This is a genomic window from Bacillus sp. FSL R7-0646, from assembly GCF_037969865.1.
In the GTDB taxonomy this organism is placed as follows: Bacteria; Bacillota; Bacilli; order Bacillales; family Bacillaceae; genus Bacillus; species Bacillus licheniformis.
In genome coordinates this window covers 3,350,944-3,369,728 of sequence record NZ_CP150217.1, presented here as the reverse complement: position 1 = coordinate 3,369,728, position 18,785 = coordinate 3,350,944, and the positions used below count along the sequence as shown (strand labels likewise).

Here is an 18,785-nt window from a genome sequence, read left to right as displayed (position 1 = left end):
AATGCGGCTTGTCTTGTTAAAATGAAAGAGGTTATCAAACTGGCATACTAAAAAATAAGAATAATGAGGTGTCTAAGTGAAGAAGAAACAGCAGTCACCGATGAAATTTGCAGTGATTATGACAGTCGTGGTCGTTTTTCTGATCGGCGCACTTGTCGTAATCAACAATCAAACCCAAAATGCTTCGCAAACCTTTGATGACAAGCCTTCAACTGAAGGACAGCCGCTTCTAGGCAACAAAGATGCGGCTGTAACGATCACGGAATTCGGAGATTACAAATGTCCCAGCTGCAAACAGTGGACTGAGACCGTCTTTCCGGATTTGAAAAAGGATTACATCGATAAAGATCAAGTTAATTTTTCATATATTAACTTCGTCAATGAACAGCACGGCAGAGGCTCTGAATTGAGCGCCCTCGCTTCCGAGCAGGTATGGAAGGAAGATCCGGATTCATTCTGGAAGTTCCATGAGGCGTTGTACAAGGCGCAGCCTGACAATGACACGATGGAAAACGAGTGGGCGACGCCGGCAAAATTGGCGGACATCACGGAAGCCAATACGAAAATCAAACGCGATAAGCTTGTCAGCAGCTTAAATGACAAAACGTTCGCTGAGCAATTAAAAACGGACAATTCGCTCATCAACAAATACGGTGTAGACTCGACGCCGACGATCTTTGTCAACGGCGTAAAAATCGACAAACCGTTTGATTATGACAAAATCAAAGAAACGATCGAGAAAGAGCTGAAAGGCCAGTCTGATGAAAAATAAACTGCTTTTTCTGTACGGCGCCTGGATCGTCTCATTAACGGCGACGCTAGGCAGCTTGTACTTCAGCGAAATCCGCAAATTTATTCCTTGCGAACTGTGCTGGTATCAGCGGATTATGATGTATCCGCTCGTGCTGATTCTCGGAATTGCGACATTTCAGGGCGATGCCCGCGTGAAAAAATACGTGCTGCCGATGGCGGTGATCGGCGCAGGCATTTCCCTGATGCACTACATGGAACAAAAAATTCCCGGATTCAACGGCATTAAACCGTGTGTCACAGGAGTGCCTTGCTCAGGGCAGTATATCAATTGGTTCGGTTTCATCACGATTCCGTTTCTCGCCCTTATTGCATTTATTTTGATTATCATTTTTATGTGCTTTCTCAAGGGGAAAGACGAGTAAAAAGAGCATTGTCTGACAATGCTCTTTTTTTATTTCTTATACATGTTCAATAGAAAGGATGTTATAATATTTGGAAATTATCAAATAGATGTGAAGGATGATGAGGATGGAGTGTAAGATTCGCAAAATGAAAAAGAAAGACATCCCTCAAGTACAGCAGATTGCCAAAACAAGCTGGAATCATACGTATGAAGGGATCATTCCTTTCGATATTCAAGAGAAGTTCTTGCAGAAAGCGTACAATGACGAAAGAATGCAGCAGCGTTTGGAACACTCGTTAATGCTCGTTTCGGAAGCGGACGGAAAAATCGTCGGCTTTGCCAACTACTCCTTTGTCAGAGAAGGAGGGGTAGCCTATCTCGCAGCCGTTTATTTAGCTCCGGAATACCAGGGAAAAGGCATCGGAACCGCATTATTGGAAGAGGGGATGAACCATTTAAAGGGAGTGAAAAAGATCTTTGTAGAGGTTGAAAAAGAAAACCGCACCGGAAAAAACTTTTACAAGGCGAAGGGTTTTGAGGATGTCGCCGAATATGATGAAGATTTCGAAGGGCATATCCTCAAAACAGTCAGAATGGCCTTGCACGTATAATCCCGCTTTCACTTCGTAACTTGGACATAGTAGTACAACAAAACCGCCATAATGAAGGCGATGGCTATAGTAAGCAGTTTATGTTTTGTCTTTTTCAGCATGCCGTGCCGCTCCTTTCCGAATGTTTTGCTTTTTCAATCACGGCTGTGATGAACCGATTCTTTTCCTTTTGTATAGGAGTCCGGTAATATGGAAAACGCCGCGCCAAGTTTTTTTCAATGTTTCATAGGCTTGCCGCTCGACTGAATGCTTTCTTAAATAATTTCGGAATCTCAGCTGATTTTTCCATTCTTCGCTTTGAAAAATGTATACGTGCAGATGGCGTGTGCCCGCCCTCCGCTTTCCCTTTCGAAAAAAACGCCTGGCTGGGAAGGCTTCGTGAAATACGTGCTCATAGCCGAGCTCCTGAAGCGGTTCGATCCAACTGAAGCTTCGCTGAGACTGCTCACGCCGGCCATCAAATCGAGTACCGGTTTTGCTGCAAGGCCGGGAACAGAGGTACTGCCGATTTGTTCGATAGCGAGAACTTTTTTTCCGAGGACATCTGCGAGCTGTTGTTTTTCAGCTTCAAATTCGTGCGCCCACTCGGCTTTCGCTTTTTCGATGATGACCTCCTGTCCCATGTTTCCACCCCTTTAAAAACATCTTTCTATATTATAAGATATTTTGATTCAGAGAGGGTTGATTTAAAGGTTGGAGAAGTTATAAAATCAAAAAGATTGAAGTTTAGTATGGAGGACATCTTAGATGGCTTGGGAAGTGTTGAGCATCATCGGAACCGTCGCTTTTGCGATCAGCGGAGCGATCGTTGCAATGGAAGAAGAGTATGATATTTTAGGAGTTTATATATTGGGGATTGTGACAGCGTTCGGCGGAGGGGCGATCAGAAACCTGCTCATCGGAGTTCCAGTGTCCGCCTTGTGGGAGCAGGGGAGTCTGTTTCTAATCGCTCTTGTCTCGATCACGATCGTTTTTTTGTTTCCGAAGCTCCTGTTAAAGCACTGGAGCATCTGGGGCAGCTTTTCAGACGCGATCGGTCTTGCCGCATTTGCGATACAAGGAGCCCTTTATGCCGTTCACATGAACCATCCGGTCAGCGCAGTGATCGTTGCGGCGGTCTTAACAGGAAGCGGCGGCGGAATGATCCGGGACCTTCTGGCCGGAAGAAAGCCGCTTGTGCTGAAAACGGAGATTTACGCCGTTTGGGCCGCTTTGGGCGGATTCATTATCGGCATGGGCTGGGCGGAGAAGCCGCTCACGTTGTATATCCTGTTTGCTTTGCTGGTCGCGTGCCGTGTATGTTCGTACATGTTCAACTGGAAGCTGCCGAACCGTTCGCTGCGGTCCCACAGCTGAATAGAAAAAAGCCGATTTTTCGTTGATTGAAAAATCGGCTTTTTATATTGATTTGACCAAAGGTTATATGATAAGATGAAGTGTATTTTAACATAAAATTTCAATAATTATAATTTTATCCATTTTTATTTTATCATGAATCTTTTTCGATGTCAAATCTTTTTAGGGAGTGGTCAGCGTGCAGGAAAACGGTCAGGAATGGCTGGAAGAGGAAAAACGAATCCGGCTTGTTTTAAAGGAATTGGATCAAAAGCTTCATTCTCTAAAGGGAAAAACCGGCGGATTGAAGGAGGATATCATCGATTTACGGAAACATTTTTGGAGCGATGTCACCGTAAACATAGCCGATGAAAATGAAGCGGTTGAAACATTTTTTAGCATTAAACAGCAGGCTGAGGTTTTGGCTGAGAGGGAAAGGAGCCATAAGCAGTTTTACAGCCAGCTGAAAAACCTGTTAAAAGTGAAAGAATCGCCTTATTTCGGCCGCGTAGATTTTTTGGAGGACGGCGAAGAAAACGCTGAGTCCGTCTACATCGGACTCGCCTCTTTAATGTATGAAAAAGAAGAGCGGTTTTTGATCTATGATTGGAGAGCGCCGATTTCCAGTCTGTTCTATAACTATGGACCCGGCGCGGCTCAATACGAAGTTCCGGACGAGACGGTCAGGGGAACGATTGAGCTGAAAAGGCAATTTCTCTTCAAAAACGGACAGCTGAAAGCGATGTTTAATACGGATATGGCGATTGGGGATGAAGTCCTTCAGGAAGTGCTGGGGCAGCAGGCCGATATCCAGATGAAAAGCATCGTCGCGACGATTCAAAAAGAACAGAATCAGATCATTCGGAACGAAAAGAGCCGCTTTTTAATTGTTCGGGGAGCGGCTGGCAGCGGAAAAACGTCGGCGGCATTGCAGCGGGCCGCATATTTGCTGTACCGCGGCCGCGGGCAGATCGAGTCGAGCCAGATGCTGCTATTCTCTCCAAACCTGCTTTTTAACAGCTATGTCGCCAATGTTCTGCCTGAGCTCGGAGAGGAAAACATCCAGCAGACGACGTTCCAGGAATTTGTAGCGCGCCGCCTTGGAAAGCAGGTACCATGCGAGACTCCGTTCGATCAGCTTGAATATTGTTTAACCGCTTCAGACGGTGAGGAGCAGCGCATCCGGATGAAATCGATTGAATTGAAATCCAGTCTGGCTTTCAAAGGCATCATCGATGATTACGTCAAATATTTGGCAAAAGGGCACCTGGTGTTTAAACATATCACCTTTCGCGGAAAAAGGATCATCACAAGCGGTCAGATGCGGAAATTTTTCGCGGCCCTTGATCATTCAGACACGCTGTCCAACCGGATTGAACAAACGGGAAAATGGCTGTTGCAGCTCCTGAATAAATATGAACGCCAGGAAAGAAAAAAAGACTGGGTCATCGAAGAAAGCGAGCTGCTGGATAAAGAGGAATACTTAAAGGCTTATAAACGTCTTCAGGAGGAACAGCGCTTTACGGAGAATACGTTTGACGATTATGAAAGGGAGCGAAACCTCCTTGCCTCCATCGTTGCCGAAAGGGAGTTCAAGCCGCTCAAGCAAGTGGTAAAAGCGTTCGGCTTTATTGATTTTAAAGGAACATACCTTCAGCTTTTTTCCGGACGCTATACCCCGCAAACGCGCCCTGATGACTGGCAGAGCATTTGCACATTCACTCAGAAAAGCTTTCGTTTTGAGAAGCTGCTTTATGAAGATGCCGTCCCTTTTTTATATATGAAAAACAAGCTGAAAGGCGGGGGGAAAAACACGGCAATCCGCCATTTATTCATTGATGAAGCCCAGGATTACACGCCTTTTCAACTTGCTTTTTTGGAGAGCTTGTTTCCCGCGTGCAGCATCACGATGCTGGGAGACTTAAACCAGGCGATTCTTGCCCATGCCTATCACGATAAGACGCTTCTGTCGGGAGGCGTGTTTGAAGGCGAAAAAACGGAGATCATCACCTTGAAGCGCAGCTACAGGTCGACGAAAGAAATTGTTGAATTGACAAAGCGCATCATCGAAGGGGGCGAAGAGATCGAAGCTTTTAATAGGAACGGCAAAAAACCGACTTTGACAATATCAGCCGATCCTCATGCACACCATAAAGAGATGGCTTCCCTTATGACCGCCCTTCAAAAAGAAGGACTTGAGACGATTGCAGTCATCTGTAAAACAGTCCGGGAATGCAGGGATGCGTTCCAGCATCTTCAGCAGCATGCAGAGCTTAAACTGATCGATAAAGAAACGAGAACGTTTCAAAAAGGCGTGGTCGTCATTCCCGTCTATTTGGCGAAAGGGATCGAATTTGATGCCGTCATCATTTATGACGCTTCTGAAAAGCAATACAAAAAGGAAAGAGAGCGGACTTTATTTTATACGGCGTGCACGAGGGCGATGCATGAGCTGCACCTCTTTTCCATTGGAAAAGAAACGCATTTTTTAAACGGCGTCCCAAATGATATGTACACGAGAAGAGAGTGACGCCGTCACTCTCTTCTTCCATCATATATATCAGTTCTGACGTCCAGCACATTGTTGTTGATGGACACATGGTATTTGTCCTGCCATTCGATTTTGGCATGTTCTTCTTCGTATCCCCAATAGATATTCTTTCGTTCACCGGTGGCAACCGTTGTCAATTCCCCTCTGACGGAAGGGGAGTTCGTTCCCCCGCCTTTGTTCACTCTATACAAATTCAGGTTGTATGCTTGATTCGGCGAACCGGAAGACTGAAACCAATTTCCTTTCGGCAGATGATTCATCGAATAAAAATGCGTATACACGATATATCCGATGGTAATCCCGGACCCTAGCAAAACAGCCAAAATGGCAAACAAAACTTTTCGGTGCGGCAGCTTCCTATGCTCTTCTAATTCACCTTCGATATAAAGCTCCATTTTGTCTCATTCCTTGATGAAAATTGTTTTTTATAGTTTAAGGAAAAAATCGCATTCTGTCCATTTTAAAGCCGGGGGCTTAGCCTACGATTGCCGCGATCTCATCCATCACAAATCCGATTTCCTCCTTTGTATTGTAAAAATGCGGGGCTATTCTTATGACGTTGTTTCGCTTTGAGACGATGATATGCTTTTCACGCAAGAGGGATTCAACACGGGCGGCTTCTTCGGCATACACCGAGATCAGGCTTGTTCTGTTATGTACGGTGTTGGGTCCTGTGATCTTCAGGCCTTTTTCCGCACCGTATTGCAAAGAGAATGCCGCAAGCTGCCGCAGATAGGGCTTGATCCTGTCGGACTCCGCTTCAAGCAGCAGCTTCAATGCCGCGTCTGCCGCATATATGCTGATAAATGACGGTGTCCCCGACTCGAAGCGTTTCGCACCTTCCGCAAAGCCTGAATCTAAGGCAAATGGCGCGCTCCTTCCGAACCAGCCGGCCGTTTTTGGCTCAAATTGTTCGCAAAGTTCGCGTTTCATATATAAAAAAGCTGTTCCGGGAATGCCGAGCATGTATTTGCGCGTCCCCGCCGCAAGGATGTCGATATCCATGTCTTTGACATGAATCGGAATGTGGCCGGCAGTCTGATAGGCGTCGACGAATAAAAGCGACCCTTTCTGATGAACAATCTCGGCAATCTGCTTTATGTCTTGCTTAAACCCGTTCCGATAGCCGGCATGGGGCACACACGTCAAGAGCGTCTGATCGGTAACGTCTTTTTCGTATTGTTCCAAGTCAATCATCCCATCTTCGCTTTGAATGATGATGAGGTGATCTTTGAAGCGGTCTTGCGCAAGCCAAATTTGGCCGACAGCAGGAAAATCGATATCCGTGAAGGCGATCTGCCTTCGACGGGGTGGCTGCGGCATTGCGGCGGCCACAGCGGCCACTGCGTCAGATACTGACGGCAAAACGGCTATCTCTTCTTTTTCAGCACCGATCAGCCGGGCGAATTTTTCCTTGGTCTCATCCATCTTGTCGAGATGTGCTTTCCAGTCTGCACCGGCTGTTAAAAGGCCGTTCTGATACTCATCGACCGCTTTGGCAACAGGCAGAGCCAATGCGCTTCCGGAACATGCGGCAAGATGAACATGATCAGACAATTTCGGGAATAAAGAACGGAAATTGTCGAATGGATGCTTCATGATATCCCTCCTTATTAAAGCTTCGAGCGGGGCTTGAAAAAATCCTCTTTTTCACGGTTACGATCAAGCGGTCAGAAGCCTATTTAAGCGAAAAAGCGAACGCGGCAGTTGTTTAAAAAACTGCCACATTTTCGGGAAGCTTTCTTCCGTCAGCATCAAAAGCTCCCATGCTCTGGTGAACCATTGTTCAGTGCGATTGCTTTCTTTCATCGTCTGATTTATGATTCAATTAGAGCAATTCAAACAGATGAAAAGGAGCCGAGAGGATGAAACATTACGGTGCAATAGAAGCAGGAGGCACAAAGTTTGTTTGTGCAGTCGGAACAGAAAAGGGAGAAATCATAGACAGGCTGACGATCCCGACGGAGACGCCTGAAGAGACCATTGGAAAGCTGACCGATTTCTTCAGCAAGTATCAGCTCACATCAATGGGAGTGGGCTCTTTTGGACCTATATCCGTTGCAAAAAATAAAGAGGATTACGGATACATAACCAATACCCCGAAATTAGCCTGGAAGGGGTACCCGTTTATTCCCGAATTGGAAAAAAGGCTTGGCATTCCGGTTTCGTTTACGACTGATGTAAACGCTGCCGCGCTTGGAGAGCTGACGAAAGGAGAGGCGCAAGGCCTGGAGAGCTGCTTGTATATCACAGTCGGCACAGGAATCGGAGCAGGAGCGATTGTCGGCGGCCGGCTCGTACAGAGCACGCTCCATCCTGAAATGGGTCACCTACTCATTAGACGGCATCCGCAGGATACGTTTGAAGGAATCTGTCCGTATCACAAGGACTGCCTTGAAGGGATGGCATCGGGCCCGGCGCTTGAAAAGCGATGGGGGAAAAAGGGCAAGGATTTGGCTGAAAACGAGGAAGTTTGGGAGCTTGAAGCCGACTATTTAGCACAGGCCCTCATGCAATATATCTTGATTCTGTGCCCTGAAAAAATCATCATGGGCGGCGGTGTCATGAAGCAGCAGCAGCTGTTCCCGCTGATTCGCAAAAAGCTGGCCGAATATTTGAACGGATATGTCGACCTGCCTGATCTTGAAGAATACATCGTGCCGCCGGGCCTTGGCGACGATCAGGGAATCACCGGAGCGCTTGCTTTGGCTCATTCCATCGGTTGAGCAAGTTGTTTTGTAAAATCCACCCAGTGTGAGATAATAAAAGCGGTGCGTTTAAAAGCATCTGAAAAAAAGAAAGGTGGTCGTTCAAAATGGTAAGCAGTTTAAAGGACACTGTGACATTACATAACGGTGTGAAAATGCCATGGTTTGGACTTGGAGTTTTCAAAGTGGAAGAAGGCAGCCAAGTCGTTGAATCTGTAAAAGCAGCCATTAAAAACGGATACCGGAGCATTGACACAGCCGCTATCTATCAAAATGAAGAAGGCGTCGGCAAAGGGATTAAGGAATCAGGCGTTCCCCGCGAAGAGCTTTTCATCACGTCAAAGGTTTGGAACAGTGACCAGGGATATGAAAAAACATTGGCGGCTTTTGATGAAAGCCTTCGAAAACTCGGCCTTGACTACCTTGATTTATATTTGATTCATTGGCCAGGAAAAGACAAATATAAAGATACGTGGCGCGCACTTGAAAAGCTGTACAAAGACGGCAGAGTGAAAGCGATCGGAGTCAGCAATTTCAATGTCCACCATTTGGAAAGCTTATTGGAAGATGCGGAAATTAAACCGATGGTCAATCAGGTTGAATTCCATCCGCGCCTCACTCAGACTGAGCTTAGGGACTACTGCAAGAAGCAAGGCATTCAGGTGGAAGCATGGTCTCCGCTCATGCAGGGAAAACTCCTCGATGATCAGGTGCTGACTGACATCGCTAAAAAATACAACAAATCCGTTGCTCAAGTCATCCTGCGCTGGGATTTGCAAAATGAAGTCGTCACCATTCCGAAGTCCATCAAAGAACACCGCATTATTGAAAATGCCGACATTTTTGATTTTGAATTATCGGCGGAAGATGTCGAAAAAATCAACGCTCTTAATAAAGATGAGCGCGTCGGTCCGGATCCGGACACAATGGTTAACGGATTCGAATAATCATAAAAAAATCCCGGGTTTTTATAAACCCGGGATTTTTCATTTCTCATGAATGGCCAAGCGGCCTTTCGCTTGTTTTCTTTTGCTGCCGTCGAGCCGTCCGCGGCGGTGCTGCTTAATAAAGAATGAGAGAACCAATCCGATTCCCGACAATGCAGCAGCGGTCATAAATGCCAGATTGACGCCGTGAATCATCGCTGTATCCGAAGACGGACCGGCAGGGTCAAGAAGCGCACGCTGTGTCATGATGGTGATGAGAACAGCCGTCCCGATCGATCCTGACATCTGTCTCATTGTATTGTTCATGGCCGTTCCGTGAGGAATCAAATGGCGCGGGAGCTGGTTCAAGCCGGCTGTCGTAACAGGCATGAGCACCATCCCCATGCCGACCATCCGAATCGCATAGACGATAGACAAATATGCAAAAGGCGTCGTCTTTGTCAGATGGGTCAAGAGCAATGTGGTCACGAAGATCGCCGTCAAACCGGTGATGCTCAAAATCCGCGCGCCGATTTTGTCAAAAATTCTTCCGGTAATCGGAGACATCAGCCCCATCACAACAGCTCCCGGAAACAGCATCATTCCCGACTCCATCGCCGTGAAATGGCGCATATCCTGCATATACATCGGCACGATCGTCGCAGCTCCGATCATCGACATAAAGACAACCATCCCGATAATCGTCGCCAAGGTAAACATCGGATATTTAAATACCCTGAACTCCAAAATCGGCTCTTCCAAATGGAGCTGCCTCCAAATGAACCAAAACAGCGCAACGCTGCCGACCGCGAAGCCGGCCAGCACGTCCGCACCCGTCCAGCCGGCAACACCGGCGCTGCTGAAGCCGTACAAAATGCCGCCGAAGCCAAGCGAAGACAGTATGATTGAAGTAACATCCATCTTAGGCGATGTCTGTTCGGTGACATTTTTTAAAATAAAGTGCGCGGCAATCATGTCGATCACGGCGAACGGAAGCAGCAGGTAAAACAATACTTCCCAAGGATAGCGATCGACGATCCAGCCTGACAGGGTCGGTCCGACAGCGGGAGCAAAGGCAATCACAAGCCCGACCATTCCCATTGCTGATCCGCGTTTTTCCTTTGGGAAAATCAATAAAAGCACCGTCTGCATCAATGGCATCATAATGCCGGCGCCAGCCGCCTGCACGACGCGCCCCGCAATCAGCGCCGGAAAGCTGAATGACAAGGCGCAGATCAGCGTGCCGGCCGTAAATAAAGACATTGCCGCCATGAACAGCTTTCTCGTTGTGAATTTTTCAATTAAAAAAGCCGTAACTGGAATCATGATCCCATTCACGAGCATAAAAACGGTCGTCAGCCATTGGGCAAGCCCCGGCGTAATGTTTAAGTCCCTCATAATCGGAGGCAGAGCCGTCGTCAAAAGCGTCTGATTCAAAATGGCGATAAATGTCCCCATAATCAAGACGGCAACAATCGGCAATTGATTTGTCTTGTGCTGTGTTTCACTCATATTAAAACCTTCTTATTTATCATTTTTTATAACACTTTATGAAATAATCGGCACTCGAAATAACTTCTCTTTTCATTTAGGGTAACGAAGGAACTGCAAAACCGCAAGTTCATTTTTAACATTCGGTATATAATACCCAGCTGTCCCTCAATTTAAACAGCCCCTTTAAGCCGGCGAGAATGCCGGTTTAAAGGGGACGGATTATTTTTTGTAAAATCTCAGCAAATCACCGTTAATAATCTTATCGGAAAGGGAAAGTTCTTCATTCGCCTTCTCGATGAGAGGGCCGCATTTGTCCTCTCCATCGTTGATCATGTCCCCGGTTTTTTTGCTGTAGCACGTATTTTTCGTGTAGATATAATCATCTGTAATAAAGCTGCCGTTTCTCAACACAGCGAAAGGCATTCTTTCTTTCGAAAACAGGTCATTGCCGAATTGAATCATGCCTTTTGCATCAATTCCGAGCAAATGGAGCAATGTCGGTTTGACATCAATTTGGCCGCCTGTTTCGGATATCGTTTTCGGGTCTTGATCCGTTACCCCCGGAATGTGGATAATCAGCGGCACCCGCTGCAGCTGAACGGTATCGTAAGGGGTGATTTCGTCTTTGCCCAAAAATTGAGCCAGCGCATCGTTGTGCGCTTCTGATATGCCGTAGTGATCTCCCATGAACACGATCACAGAATTGTCGTAAAGGCCGTTTTTCTTCAGTTTTGCGATGAAATGCTTCAATGCTTCGTCTTCATAGCGTACAGTCGTGACATACCGGTTTAAAATGTCACTCTCTGAATCGTACTCATCGATCAGCTTATCCTCGTCATCAATTTGAAATGGAAAATGATTCGTCAATGTGATCAGGTTGCTGTAAAAGGGCTGCGGCAAGTCTTTCATCAAGTCGGCCGATTGCGTTAAAAACTCCTTATCCTTCAGCCCCCAGCCCGTTGAATTTTCAGGTGTCACATGAAAATGGGAGACGTCATAAAAGCTGTCGATGCCGAGGGCTTTGTACATGACGTCCCTGTTCCAGAATTTTTTATGGTTGGCGTGGAAAACCGATGTTCTGTAATTGTGGTTCGCCAGTGTTTTATACATCGAATTGTACGCATTCTCGCTCTTCGTAAAAAACACCGAACCGCTCAGAGACGGATAGAGCGAATTAGCGACAATGAATTCCGAATCGGACGTTTTCCCCTGTTCGGTCTGCTGATAAAAATGGTCGAAATAATAGCTTTTTTGAATGAACTTGTTCATGAACGGCGTGATTTCCTGGCCGTTCACCTTTTCATTGATGACAAATGTCTGGGTGGATTCAAGCGTTACAAAGATGACGTTTCGTCCTTTGGCAATTCCGAACATATCTTGGTTCGGTTTGCTGTAGTCGGCATTTGTGTAGTTTTCGATCGTTGCCAGGCTGTTTTCATCAGCGACCGCTTTTTGTGTCAAATTAAAGGTCTGTGAAATGCCGTCCAACAGATGAAACTGATACAAGCCGATATTTTTTACAAGCACTTCCCTGTCGTAAGAGTAGCTTAAAAACTTCGGCTGATCCAGCTCCGACAGGGCGAGATTAAACAGCACCGTTCCGGCGGCTGCCGCATAGTAGATCTTAACGGCTTTAGCGGAAAGCTTTTTGCCGGTTCTTTCGCGCGTTTTTGCCAGCCAGACCATGAGAGCCAGGTCCAGGAAAAGCGCGATGAAAACCGGATTGAACAGCTCCTGAAAACTGCTTCCAAGCCCCCCGAGGTTTTTTGCCTGGAACAGGACGGGAATGGTGATGAAATCGATGTAGAAACCATAAAAAATGCTGTTTGCAATCAAGATGCCCGTCAGGACGACATTAGCCCCGATTAAATAGATGCGCTGCGATTTTTCGCGAAAAAAGAGGCTGATGCCGAGTACAGGGATGAGAAAGCTAAGCGGGTTGATAAACAGGATCAGTTCCTGAAGTGCGTTGTCGATTTGTAAATTAAAGCCCAGCTTGTAGATGAAGTACGTCTTCATCCATATGAAAAATATGGATAGGCATAAAAACCACTGCTTTTTAAAAAATTGTTCTTTCATATAAATAGCTCCTCACATATAATCCCCGCAGGTAAAGAACACCAAGATAAAATGACTAAAAAAAGCATCATATAGCAATCGGTCAAACCGTCCCTTTCGTCAGGCGATCAAGTTCGCAATAAAATAGCACGAAACAACGGTGAGCACAGCAAGAACGACTTGTTCCGCCTTCCCGCCGGTTTTAATGTAAAGGGGCAGACGAACCTTAATGGCGGACGGAAAGAAAAGTTTGATGCCGTTTACAGTCCCGGCATCGAGGAGCAGATGGCTTGCCATTCCGGCCATCAATCCGACAAGTATGCTCTGATCTGCAAAATATAAATGTGCCGCGAATGCCGTGATGAGCAAAAAGAGCAGGCTGTGTGTAAACGTCCTGTGCCCGAAGACAGAACTGACCACTGCTGATAAAATCGGAAGCCTTCTGCCTATCTTGCTTTTTGTATGGCATATATCCGGAATCAATGCTCCGATAACGCCCGAGGCTGTCATGAACACCGGATCATATCCGTAAAAATAAGCAGCAGCCGTACAAGAAGCGACCCCTCCCATGATGTGTGTTTTTCCTGTCATATCGCTTCTCCTTTAAGACCTATAACAATTTCCTAATGAAAACTATATCAAGAGTTCTGACGGCCTTCAAGACAGATGGTAACAACTTGTCAGCTGAAAAAAACAATTTCCTAAACAATCGGCGCGTTTACATCTAAAATATGGCGTTTTCAGATAAAAAACACATTCCAAGGTTCTGCATAATTTAAATTTGATAAGCCAAATTAAAATTGTACCACATTTTTAAAGAGGTGATTCATTTGGGTATTTTCTTCAATAAAGATAGAGGAAATAAGGAAAAGGACCAAAACGCCGTTCGGGGGGCGCTTGAAGACGCAGGACAAGCGCTGAAAGGAGACCCTCTGCAAGAGGCGGTCAACAAAAAGAAAAATAACCGATAAATGACAGATGGAGAGAGCCCGTCTTCCATTCTTCAGAAGGCTGCCAAAAAAGGCGGCCTTTTGGCGCGGCTGTCCGTTTTTTCCATCACTTCCCTTTGACAGATCAAAATTTCTCTGGTAACCTCTTTTCAGAATATGTGATAAATCCTCACTCTTAACTCTTAGTGAGGTAGAGGTTGCGCGGATGATGAGTCGCATGTGTGAGGCTGATGGGGCCGATGATCATATGCAAAAGGCATCAGCGCCGAAGCATAAGGAAGCCATTCATTCTTTATGCTGGGTCTGCATTGAATAAGTGCAGGACTGCCGCGGGTATTCCCGCGGAGGGCTATCCGGAGATCAAGAGTGTATGTTTAACCAAAGCATGGACTTTTGTTCATGCTTTTTTTATTTTGAATGATCTCACGGTCTGGTCCGGCATATTTTTTATAAAATGCTCGGAGGTTATATCTTATGGAACAGACAAAAAAATGGGGCTTCTGGCTTCTTACGGCTTTTGTTGTCGGCAATATGGTCGGCTCAGGGATTTTTATGCTCCCCAGCACACTCGCCCAGACGGCTAGCCCGCTCGGCGTAACGGCGGCATGGCTGGTGACGGGTGCGGGGGTGCTGATGATCGCCCTTGTATTCGGCCATTTATCCATTCGCCGCCCGGATCTCAAAGCAGGTCCGCAAAGCTATGCAAGAGCTTTATTCTCAGACCCTAAAAAAGGGAATGCGGCAGGTTTTACAATGGTATGGGGGTATTGGGTGGCTAGCTGGATCAGCAACGTGGCCATCATTACAAGCCTTGCAGGCTATTTGACGACTTTCTTGCCGATCTTAACCGACGGACGCGAGCTGGTTGAATTCGGCGGACACCCCGTTACACTTGGCCAGCTCTTGACATTCATCGTGTGTACGATTTTGTTATGGGGGACGCATTTTATCCTAGTCTCCAGCATAAATGGAGCGGGCAAGCTGAACTTTTTGGCGACTTTTTCCAAAGTGCTTGGGTTTGTCCTGTTTATTGTTGCAGGTTTGTTCGTTTTTCAAACGGCATTATTCGAATCATTTTATTTTCCAATCGAATCAGAAGGCAAAAGCATAGGGCTGGGCGGACAGGTTCACAATGCGGCGATTTCAACGCTGTGGGCGTTTGTCGGCATCGAGTCTGCGGTAATCTTATCAGGGCGCGCATCATCCCAGCGTGATGTCAAACGCGCGACCATTACCGGCCTGTTAATTGCGCTCGGCATTTATATGATCATCACTTTAATTACGATGGGCGTCATCCCGCACGATCAGCTCCAGGCATCAGATAAACCGTTCGTTGATGTGCTGCACGTGATTATCGGCAGCTTCGGCAGCGTGATTATGGCGGTCTTGGCAATCGTTTCTTTGTTCGGATCGATGCTCGGCTGGATTTTAATCGGCGCAGAGGTTCCGTATCAGGCGGCAAAAGCCGGTGATTTTCCTGCTTTCTTTGCGAAAACGAATAAAAAGGGAAGTCCGGTCAATTCATTGATCGTCACAAACGTGATGTCGCAGATCTTTATTTTCTCAACGATTTCGGGAACGATCAGCGAAGCCTTTACGTTTTTAACAACGTCGGCGACGCTCGCTTACCTTGTCCCTTATCTCATAGCGGCTCTTTTCAGCTTGAAGCTCATCCTCAAAGGGGAGACATACGGCGAGCTGAAAGGTTCAAGAACAGGAGACGGCATCATTGCCTTGGCCGCTCTTGCGTACTCTTTATGGGTCATCGTTTCAGGCACGTCTGACTTGACCACCTTTATCTTGGGAATCGGGCTGTTTTTCGTCGGTCTTGCGATCTACCCGTTCGTCTACAAAAAGTTCAAAAATAATCAAGTGTGATAAAGCTCTTTGCCAGCCGGGTCTTTTAGCGGAAGATCGGCTGGCTTTTTGATTCCTGCCGAAAATTTTGATTAAAATTTTTGCTTAGGCCTGTTATACTAAACATGAAAATGATAATCGTTATCGGTTAAAAAGATCGAAAGGAATGGCATCGAGTGAGCTCTTACAAAAACATACATCATATCAACGGCGCGGATGGCACTGATGAAGAACAGAGACCGATCAGCCGTCCGCTCGGAGCTGTATTTGTCCTGGCCGGCGGAATCATGCTGCTGCTTTTTGGCGCCGCATTATCGATTGCGCTCGGTGCGGCTGATATAAAGCTTGGAACGGTTTGGGACGCCATTTTTCATTTTGACGCGAAAAATACGGCCCATCAAATTATTCAGGAACTCAGACTGCCAAGGACGGTAAGTGCGGCTCTTGTGGGCGCCTGCCTGGCGGTTTCCGGAGCCGTGATGCAGGGGATGACGCGAAATCCTCTTGCGTCGCCGGAAATTATGAGCGTCACGCACGGGTCAGCTTTCGCAATTGCTGTTGCGTTTGCTTTTTTTCCAGGAACCTCATCGATCGGGCTGATGATCTGGTCATTTGCCGGTGCCGCTCTTGGAGCGGGGCTTGTTTTTGGAATCGGAATGTTTTCAAAAGGCGGTCTTACGCCTGTAAAGCTGGCTTTGGCCGGTACGGCTGTCGGCACGTTCCTGAGCGCTCTTTCTACGAGCATCGCGATCCACTTTGATGTGGCGCGCGACGTCAGTTTTTGGTATGCCGGAGGTGTCGCCGGCACGAAATGGCTCAGCATTCAGTTGTTGATTCCGGCGGCAGCGCTCGGTTTGGCGGTCGTTTTTGTCATCGCCCGTTCCATCACGGTTCTAAGCCTGGGTGAGGAGCTGGCGAAAGGGCTCGGTCAATATACGAAGACGGTAAAAGCGATCGGCATCGTGTCCGTTGTTCTGCTGACGGGTGCCACTGTATCCGTTGCCGGTGCGATCGGTTTTATCGGATTGATCATTCCGCATATTACCCGCTTTCTGGTCGGGGTTGATTACCGCTGGATCATTCCATGCTCAGCTGTGCTTGGCGCTGTTCTTCTGATCTATGCGGATATTGCGGCAAGGCTGGTCAACCCGCCGTTTGAAACACCTGTCGGAGCAGTAACTGCGCTTGTCGGCGTACCATTCTTTCTCTATCTGGCCCGCAGGGAAAGGAGTGGACTGTAATGCTCAAGAAAAACAACAGACGGGCGGGTGCGGTGATGCTCGTCATGGCCGTGCTGACGGCCGCCGTGTTTTTATTAAGCATGAACATGGGAGAAATCCGCATCGACCCGCTTGCTACATTGAGAACACTGTTCGGCTTTGGAACGCCGCAGGATGAACTTGTATTATTTGAATTCCGTCTGCCGCGCATGATCCTCGCCATGCTGATCGGTGCAGGGGTTGCTGTCTCCGGAGCCGTCTGGCAGGGGATATCCCGGAATGACCTGGCCGATCCGGGGATATTGGGCATCAATACGGGAGCGGGTTTTGCCGTTGTGCTGTTCATCTTCTATTTTCAGGGAGACGTTGGCAACCTGCAAAAAGGATTCGTTTTTTCCCTGCCGATATTCGCATTTTTGGGAGCCTGCTTTGCAGTCGTTTCCATCTATTTGCTGGCGTGGAAAAAAGGCTTGAATCCCATTCGCCTCGTTTTGGTCGGCATCGGAGTGAATGCGGCGTTTTCGGCGGCCATCTTAATGCTGCAGCTTAAAATGGACCCAAATGACTTTATGCAGGCGGCTGTTTGGCTGTCAGGGAATATATGGAGTTCGAACTGGAGCTTTGTCTCGGCCGTGCTGCCCTGGATTGTCGTGCTGATTCCTTTTATCCTCTATAAAGCGCGCTATTTAAACGTGCTGAATCTCTGTGATCAGCTCGCAACAGGGCTCGGAACGGCAGTTGAAAAAGAGCGGCGCACACTGCTTCTGTCGGCAGCCGCGCTGAGCGGCGCGTGTGTAGCGGCTGGAGGAAACATTACGTTTCTCGGTCTCGTGGCTCCGCATATTGCCAGAAGACTTGTCGGGCCGAAGCATCAGCTTTTAATCCCGGCTTCCGCGTTGACCGGAGCATTGCTCTTTTTGCTGGCGGACTTAATTGGAAGAATGATACTGGCGCCTTCGGAAATTCCCGTAGGGCTTGTCATTGCCGCTTTAGGCGCACCGTATTTTATCTATTTGCTTATGAAAACAAATTAAAGAAGGGAAGGGTGCAACGTGTCTCTTTCAACAAACAACCTGGGGATCGGCTACGGCGAACAGATGATTGTCGAAAACTTAAACCTCCACATACCAAAAGGAAAAGTGACGACCATGATCGGTCCGAACGGGTGCGGCAAATCAACCATATTAAAAACGATGGCGCGCATACAGCGTTCGCGAACGGGCGCCGTTTATTTAAACGGCAAAGCGATCCACCAAATGTCGACGAAGGATGTAGCCAAACAGATGGCGATTCTTCCGCAGACGCCTGAGGCGCCAGGCGGTTTGACCGTATATGAGCTCGTTTCTTACGGCCGTTTTCCTCATCAAAAGGGAATGGGCAGGCTTTCGGCCGATGACCGCCGCATGGTTGAATGGTCTCTCCAAGTGACAGGAATGCTGCCTTTTTATGACCGGCCGATCGAAGCCCTTTCTGGAGGACAGCGCCAGCGCGTCTGGATTGCGATGGCCCTTGCCCAAGAAACGGAGCTCTTGCTCCTTGACGAACCGACAACCTATTTGGACTTGGCGCACCAGCTTGAAATTCTGCAACTGCTGGAAAAGCTCAATCAAGAAGAAGGCCGAACGATTTTGATGGTCATTCACGACCTCAACCATGCCGCCCGCTTCGCTCATCATATGGTGGCGCTGAACCGGGGTGCGATTGTCAAAGAGGGCGCCCCTCATGAAGTCATGACATCAGAAGTATTAAAAAAGGTGTTTCAGATTGATGCTGAAATTATATTAGACCCGCGCACAGGAAAACCGGTGTGCCTGACTTACGATCTATTGAAAAAAGAAGAGGATCAGAGGCTGGCAACCGGATGACAAAATCCCAATAACAAAAGACCTTTTTGGGATTTTGTCAACAATCTGGACAGA

Annotated in this window: 17 protein-coding genes, 1 pseudogene and 1 riboswitch; of the genes and pseudogenes, 12 read left to right on the top strand and 6 right to left on the bottom strand. The window is 47.3% G+C overall.

Annotated features, from left to right (window positions below; genetic code table 11):
* The first annotated feature begins 76 nt into the window (after positions 1-76).
* From MKY62_RS17565 to MKY62_RS17555, 3 genes are all read left to right on the top strand, one after another.
* Complete coding sequence (locus tag MKY62_RS17565) at positions 77-772, top strand: DsbA family protein (RefSeq protein WP_003185213.1); 696 nt, start codon at positions 77-79, stop codon at positions 770-772.
* A complete protein-coding gene (locus MKY62_RS17560) occupies positions 762-1,175 on the top strand; it encodes a disulfide oxidoreductase (RefSeq protein ID WP_003185211.1) in 414 nt (137 codons plus the stop codon). Before MKY62_RS17565 ends, MKY62_RS17560 begins: the two co-directional genes overlap by 11 nt.
* A 106-nt stretch (positions 1,176-1,281) precedes the next feature.
* Entirely contained in the window at positions 1,282-1,767 is a 486-nt protein-coding gene (locus tag MKY62_RS17555; protein ID WP_009329580.1) for a GNAT family N-acetyltransferase, read from the top strand.
* A 138-nt stretch (positions 1,768-1,905) separates the two neighbouring features.
* On the opposite strand, the pseudogene MKY62_RS17550 reads toward MKY62_RS17555, so the two are convergent.
* Positions 1,906-2,390: pseudogene (locus MKY62_RS17550) on the bottom strand (GrpB family protein).
* Between the two features lie 124 nt (positions 2,391-2,514).
* Between MKY62_RS17550 and MKY62_RS17545 the strand changes: the two are divergent.
* Entirely contained in the window at positions 2,515-3,123 is a 609-nt protein-coding gene (locus tag MKY62_RS17545; protein WP_003185205.1) for a trimeric intracellular cation channel family protein, read from the top strand.
* Between the two features lie 178 nt (positions 3,124-3,301).
* Positions 3,302-5,632, top strand: coding sequence for an RNA polymerase recycling motor HelD (helD, locus tag MKY62_RS17540; protein ID WP_003185203.1), 2,331 nt, complete (start codon positions 3,302-3,304; stop codon positions 5,630-5,632).
* Between the two features lie 5 nt (positions 5,633-5,637).
* On the opposite strand, the gene MKY62_RS17535 is transcribed toward helD, so the two are convergent.
* Both MKY62_RS17535 and MKY62_RS17530 read right to left on the bottom strand, forming a co-directional pair.
* Positions 5,638-6,048: a DUF5412 domain-containing protein gene (locus MKY62_RS17535; protein ID WP_003185200.1), complete on the bottom strand. Its 411-nt coding sequence runs from the start codon at positions 6,046-6,048 to the stop codon at positions 5,638-5,640.
* 79 nt (positions 6,049-6,127) lie between these two features.
* Positions 6,128-7,252 (bottom strand): aminotransferase class V-fold PLP-dependent enzyme, encoded by a 1,125-nt coding sequence (locus tag MKY62_RS17530; RefSeq protein ID WP_016886365.1) that lies wholly within the window; start codon positions 7,250-7,252, stop codon positions 6,128-6,130.
* Positions 7,253-7,518: 266 nt separating this feature from the next.
* Here MKY62_RS17530 and MKY62_RS17525 point away from each other — a divergent pair, with 266 nt between their 5' ends.
* Together MKY62_RS17525 and MKY62_RS17520 are read left to right on the top strand one after the other, a co-directional pair.
* Complete coding sequence (locus tag MKY62_RS17525) at positions 7,519-8,379, top strand: ROK family protein (RefSeq protein WP_003185197.1); 861 nt, start codon at positions 7,519-7,521, stop codon at positions 8,377-8,379.
* Between the two features lie 89 nt (positions 8,380-8,468).
* Positions 8,469-9,308, top strand: coding sequence for an aldo/keto reductase (locus tag MKY62_RS17520; protein WP_003185195.1), 840 nt, complete (start codon positions 8,469-8,471; stop codon positions 9,306-9,308).
* A gap of 39 nt (positions 9,309-9,347) precedes the next feature.
* Here MKY62_RS17520 and MKY62_RS17515 read toward each other — a convergent pair whose 3' ends face one another.
* The 3 genes from MKY62_RS17515 to MKY62_RS17505 all read right to left on the bottom strand — a co-directional run bounded on the left by MKY62_RS17515 (position 9,348) and on the right by MKY62_RS17505 (position 13,430).
* On the bottom strand, positions 9,348-10,799 hold the full coding sequence (locus tag MKY62_RS17515; protein WP_003185189.1) for a DHA2 family efflux MFS transporter permease subunit: 1,452 nt from the start codon (positions 10,797-10,799) through the stop codon (positions 9,348-9,350).
* Positions 10,800-11,000: 201 nt separating this feature from the next.
* Positions 11,001-12,860 carry an LTA synthase family protein gene (locus MKY62_RS17510; protein WP_009329576.1) on the bottom strand — a complete coding sequence of 620 codons (1,860 nt, stop codon included), beginning with the start codon at positions 12,858-12,860 and terminating at the stop codon, positions 11,001-11,003.
* A 99-nt stretch (positions 12,861-12,959) separates the two neighbouring features.
* Complete coding sequence (locus MKY62_RS17505) at positions 12,960-13,430, bottom strand: metal-dependent hydrolase (RefSeq protein WP_009329575.1); 471 nt, start codon at positions 13,428-13,430, stop codon at positions 12,960-12,962.
* 239 nt (positions 13,431-13,669) lie between these two features.
* Here MKY62_RS17505 and sspJ point away from each other — a divergent pair, with 239 nt between their 5' ends.
* The 5 genes from sspJ (at position 13,670) to MKY62_RS17480 (ending at position 18,731) form a co-directional block, all read left to right on the top strand.
* Positions 13,670-13,810, top strand: coding sequence for a small acid-soluble spore protein SspJ (sspJ, locus tag MKY62_RS17500; RefSeq protein WP_003185183.1), 141 nt, complete (start codon positions 13,670-13,672; stop codon positions 13,808-13,810).
* Positions 13,811-13,972: 162 nt separating this feature from the next.
* A riboswitch (Lysine riboswitch) is annotated at positions 13,973-14,149 on the top strand.
* 114 nt (positions 14,150-14,263) lie between these two features.
* Entirely contained in the window at positions 14,264-15,667 is a 1,404-nt protein-coding gene (locus tag MKY62_RS17495; protein WP_003185182.1) for an amino acid permease, read from the top strand.
* 155 nt (positions 15,668-15,822) lie between these two features.
* Positions 15,823-16,887, top strand: a complete 1,065-nt coding sequence (locus MKY62_RS17490; RefSeq protein WP_009329573.1) for an iron ABC transporter permease — start codon at positions 15,823-15,825, stop codon at positions 16,885-16,887.
* On the top strand, positions 16,887-17,900 hold the full coding sequence (locus MKY62_RS17485) for an iron ABC transporter permease (RefSeq protein WP_009329572.1): 1,014 nt from the start codon (positions 16,887-16,889) through the stop codon (positions 17,898-17,900). The genes MKY62_RS17490 and MKY62_RS17485 overlap by 1 nt, the downstream gene beginning before the upstream one ends.
* A gap of 63 nt (positions 17,901-17,963) precedes the next feature.
* The gene (locus MKY62_RS17480; protein WP_044051841.1) at positions 17,964-18,731 is read left to right on the top strand and encodes an ABC transporter ATP-binding protein; all 768 of its coding nucleotides are present in this window, start codon (positions 17,964-17,966) and stop codon (positions 18,729-18,731) included.
* Positions 18,732-18,785 lie beyond the last annotated feature (54 nt).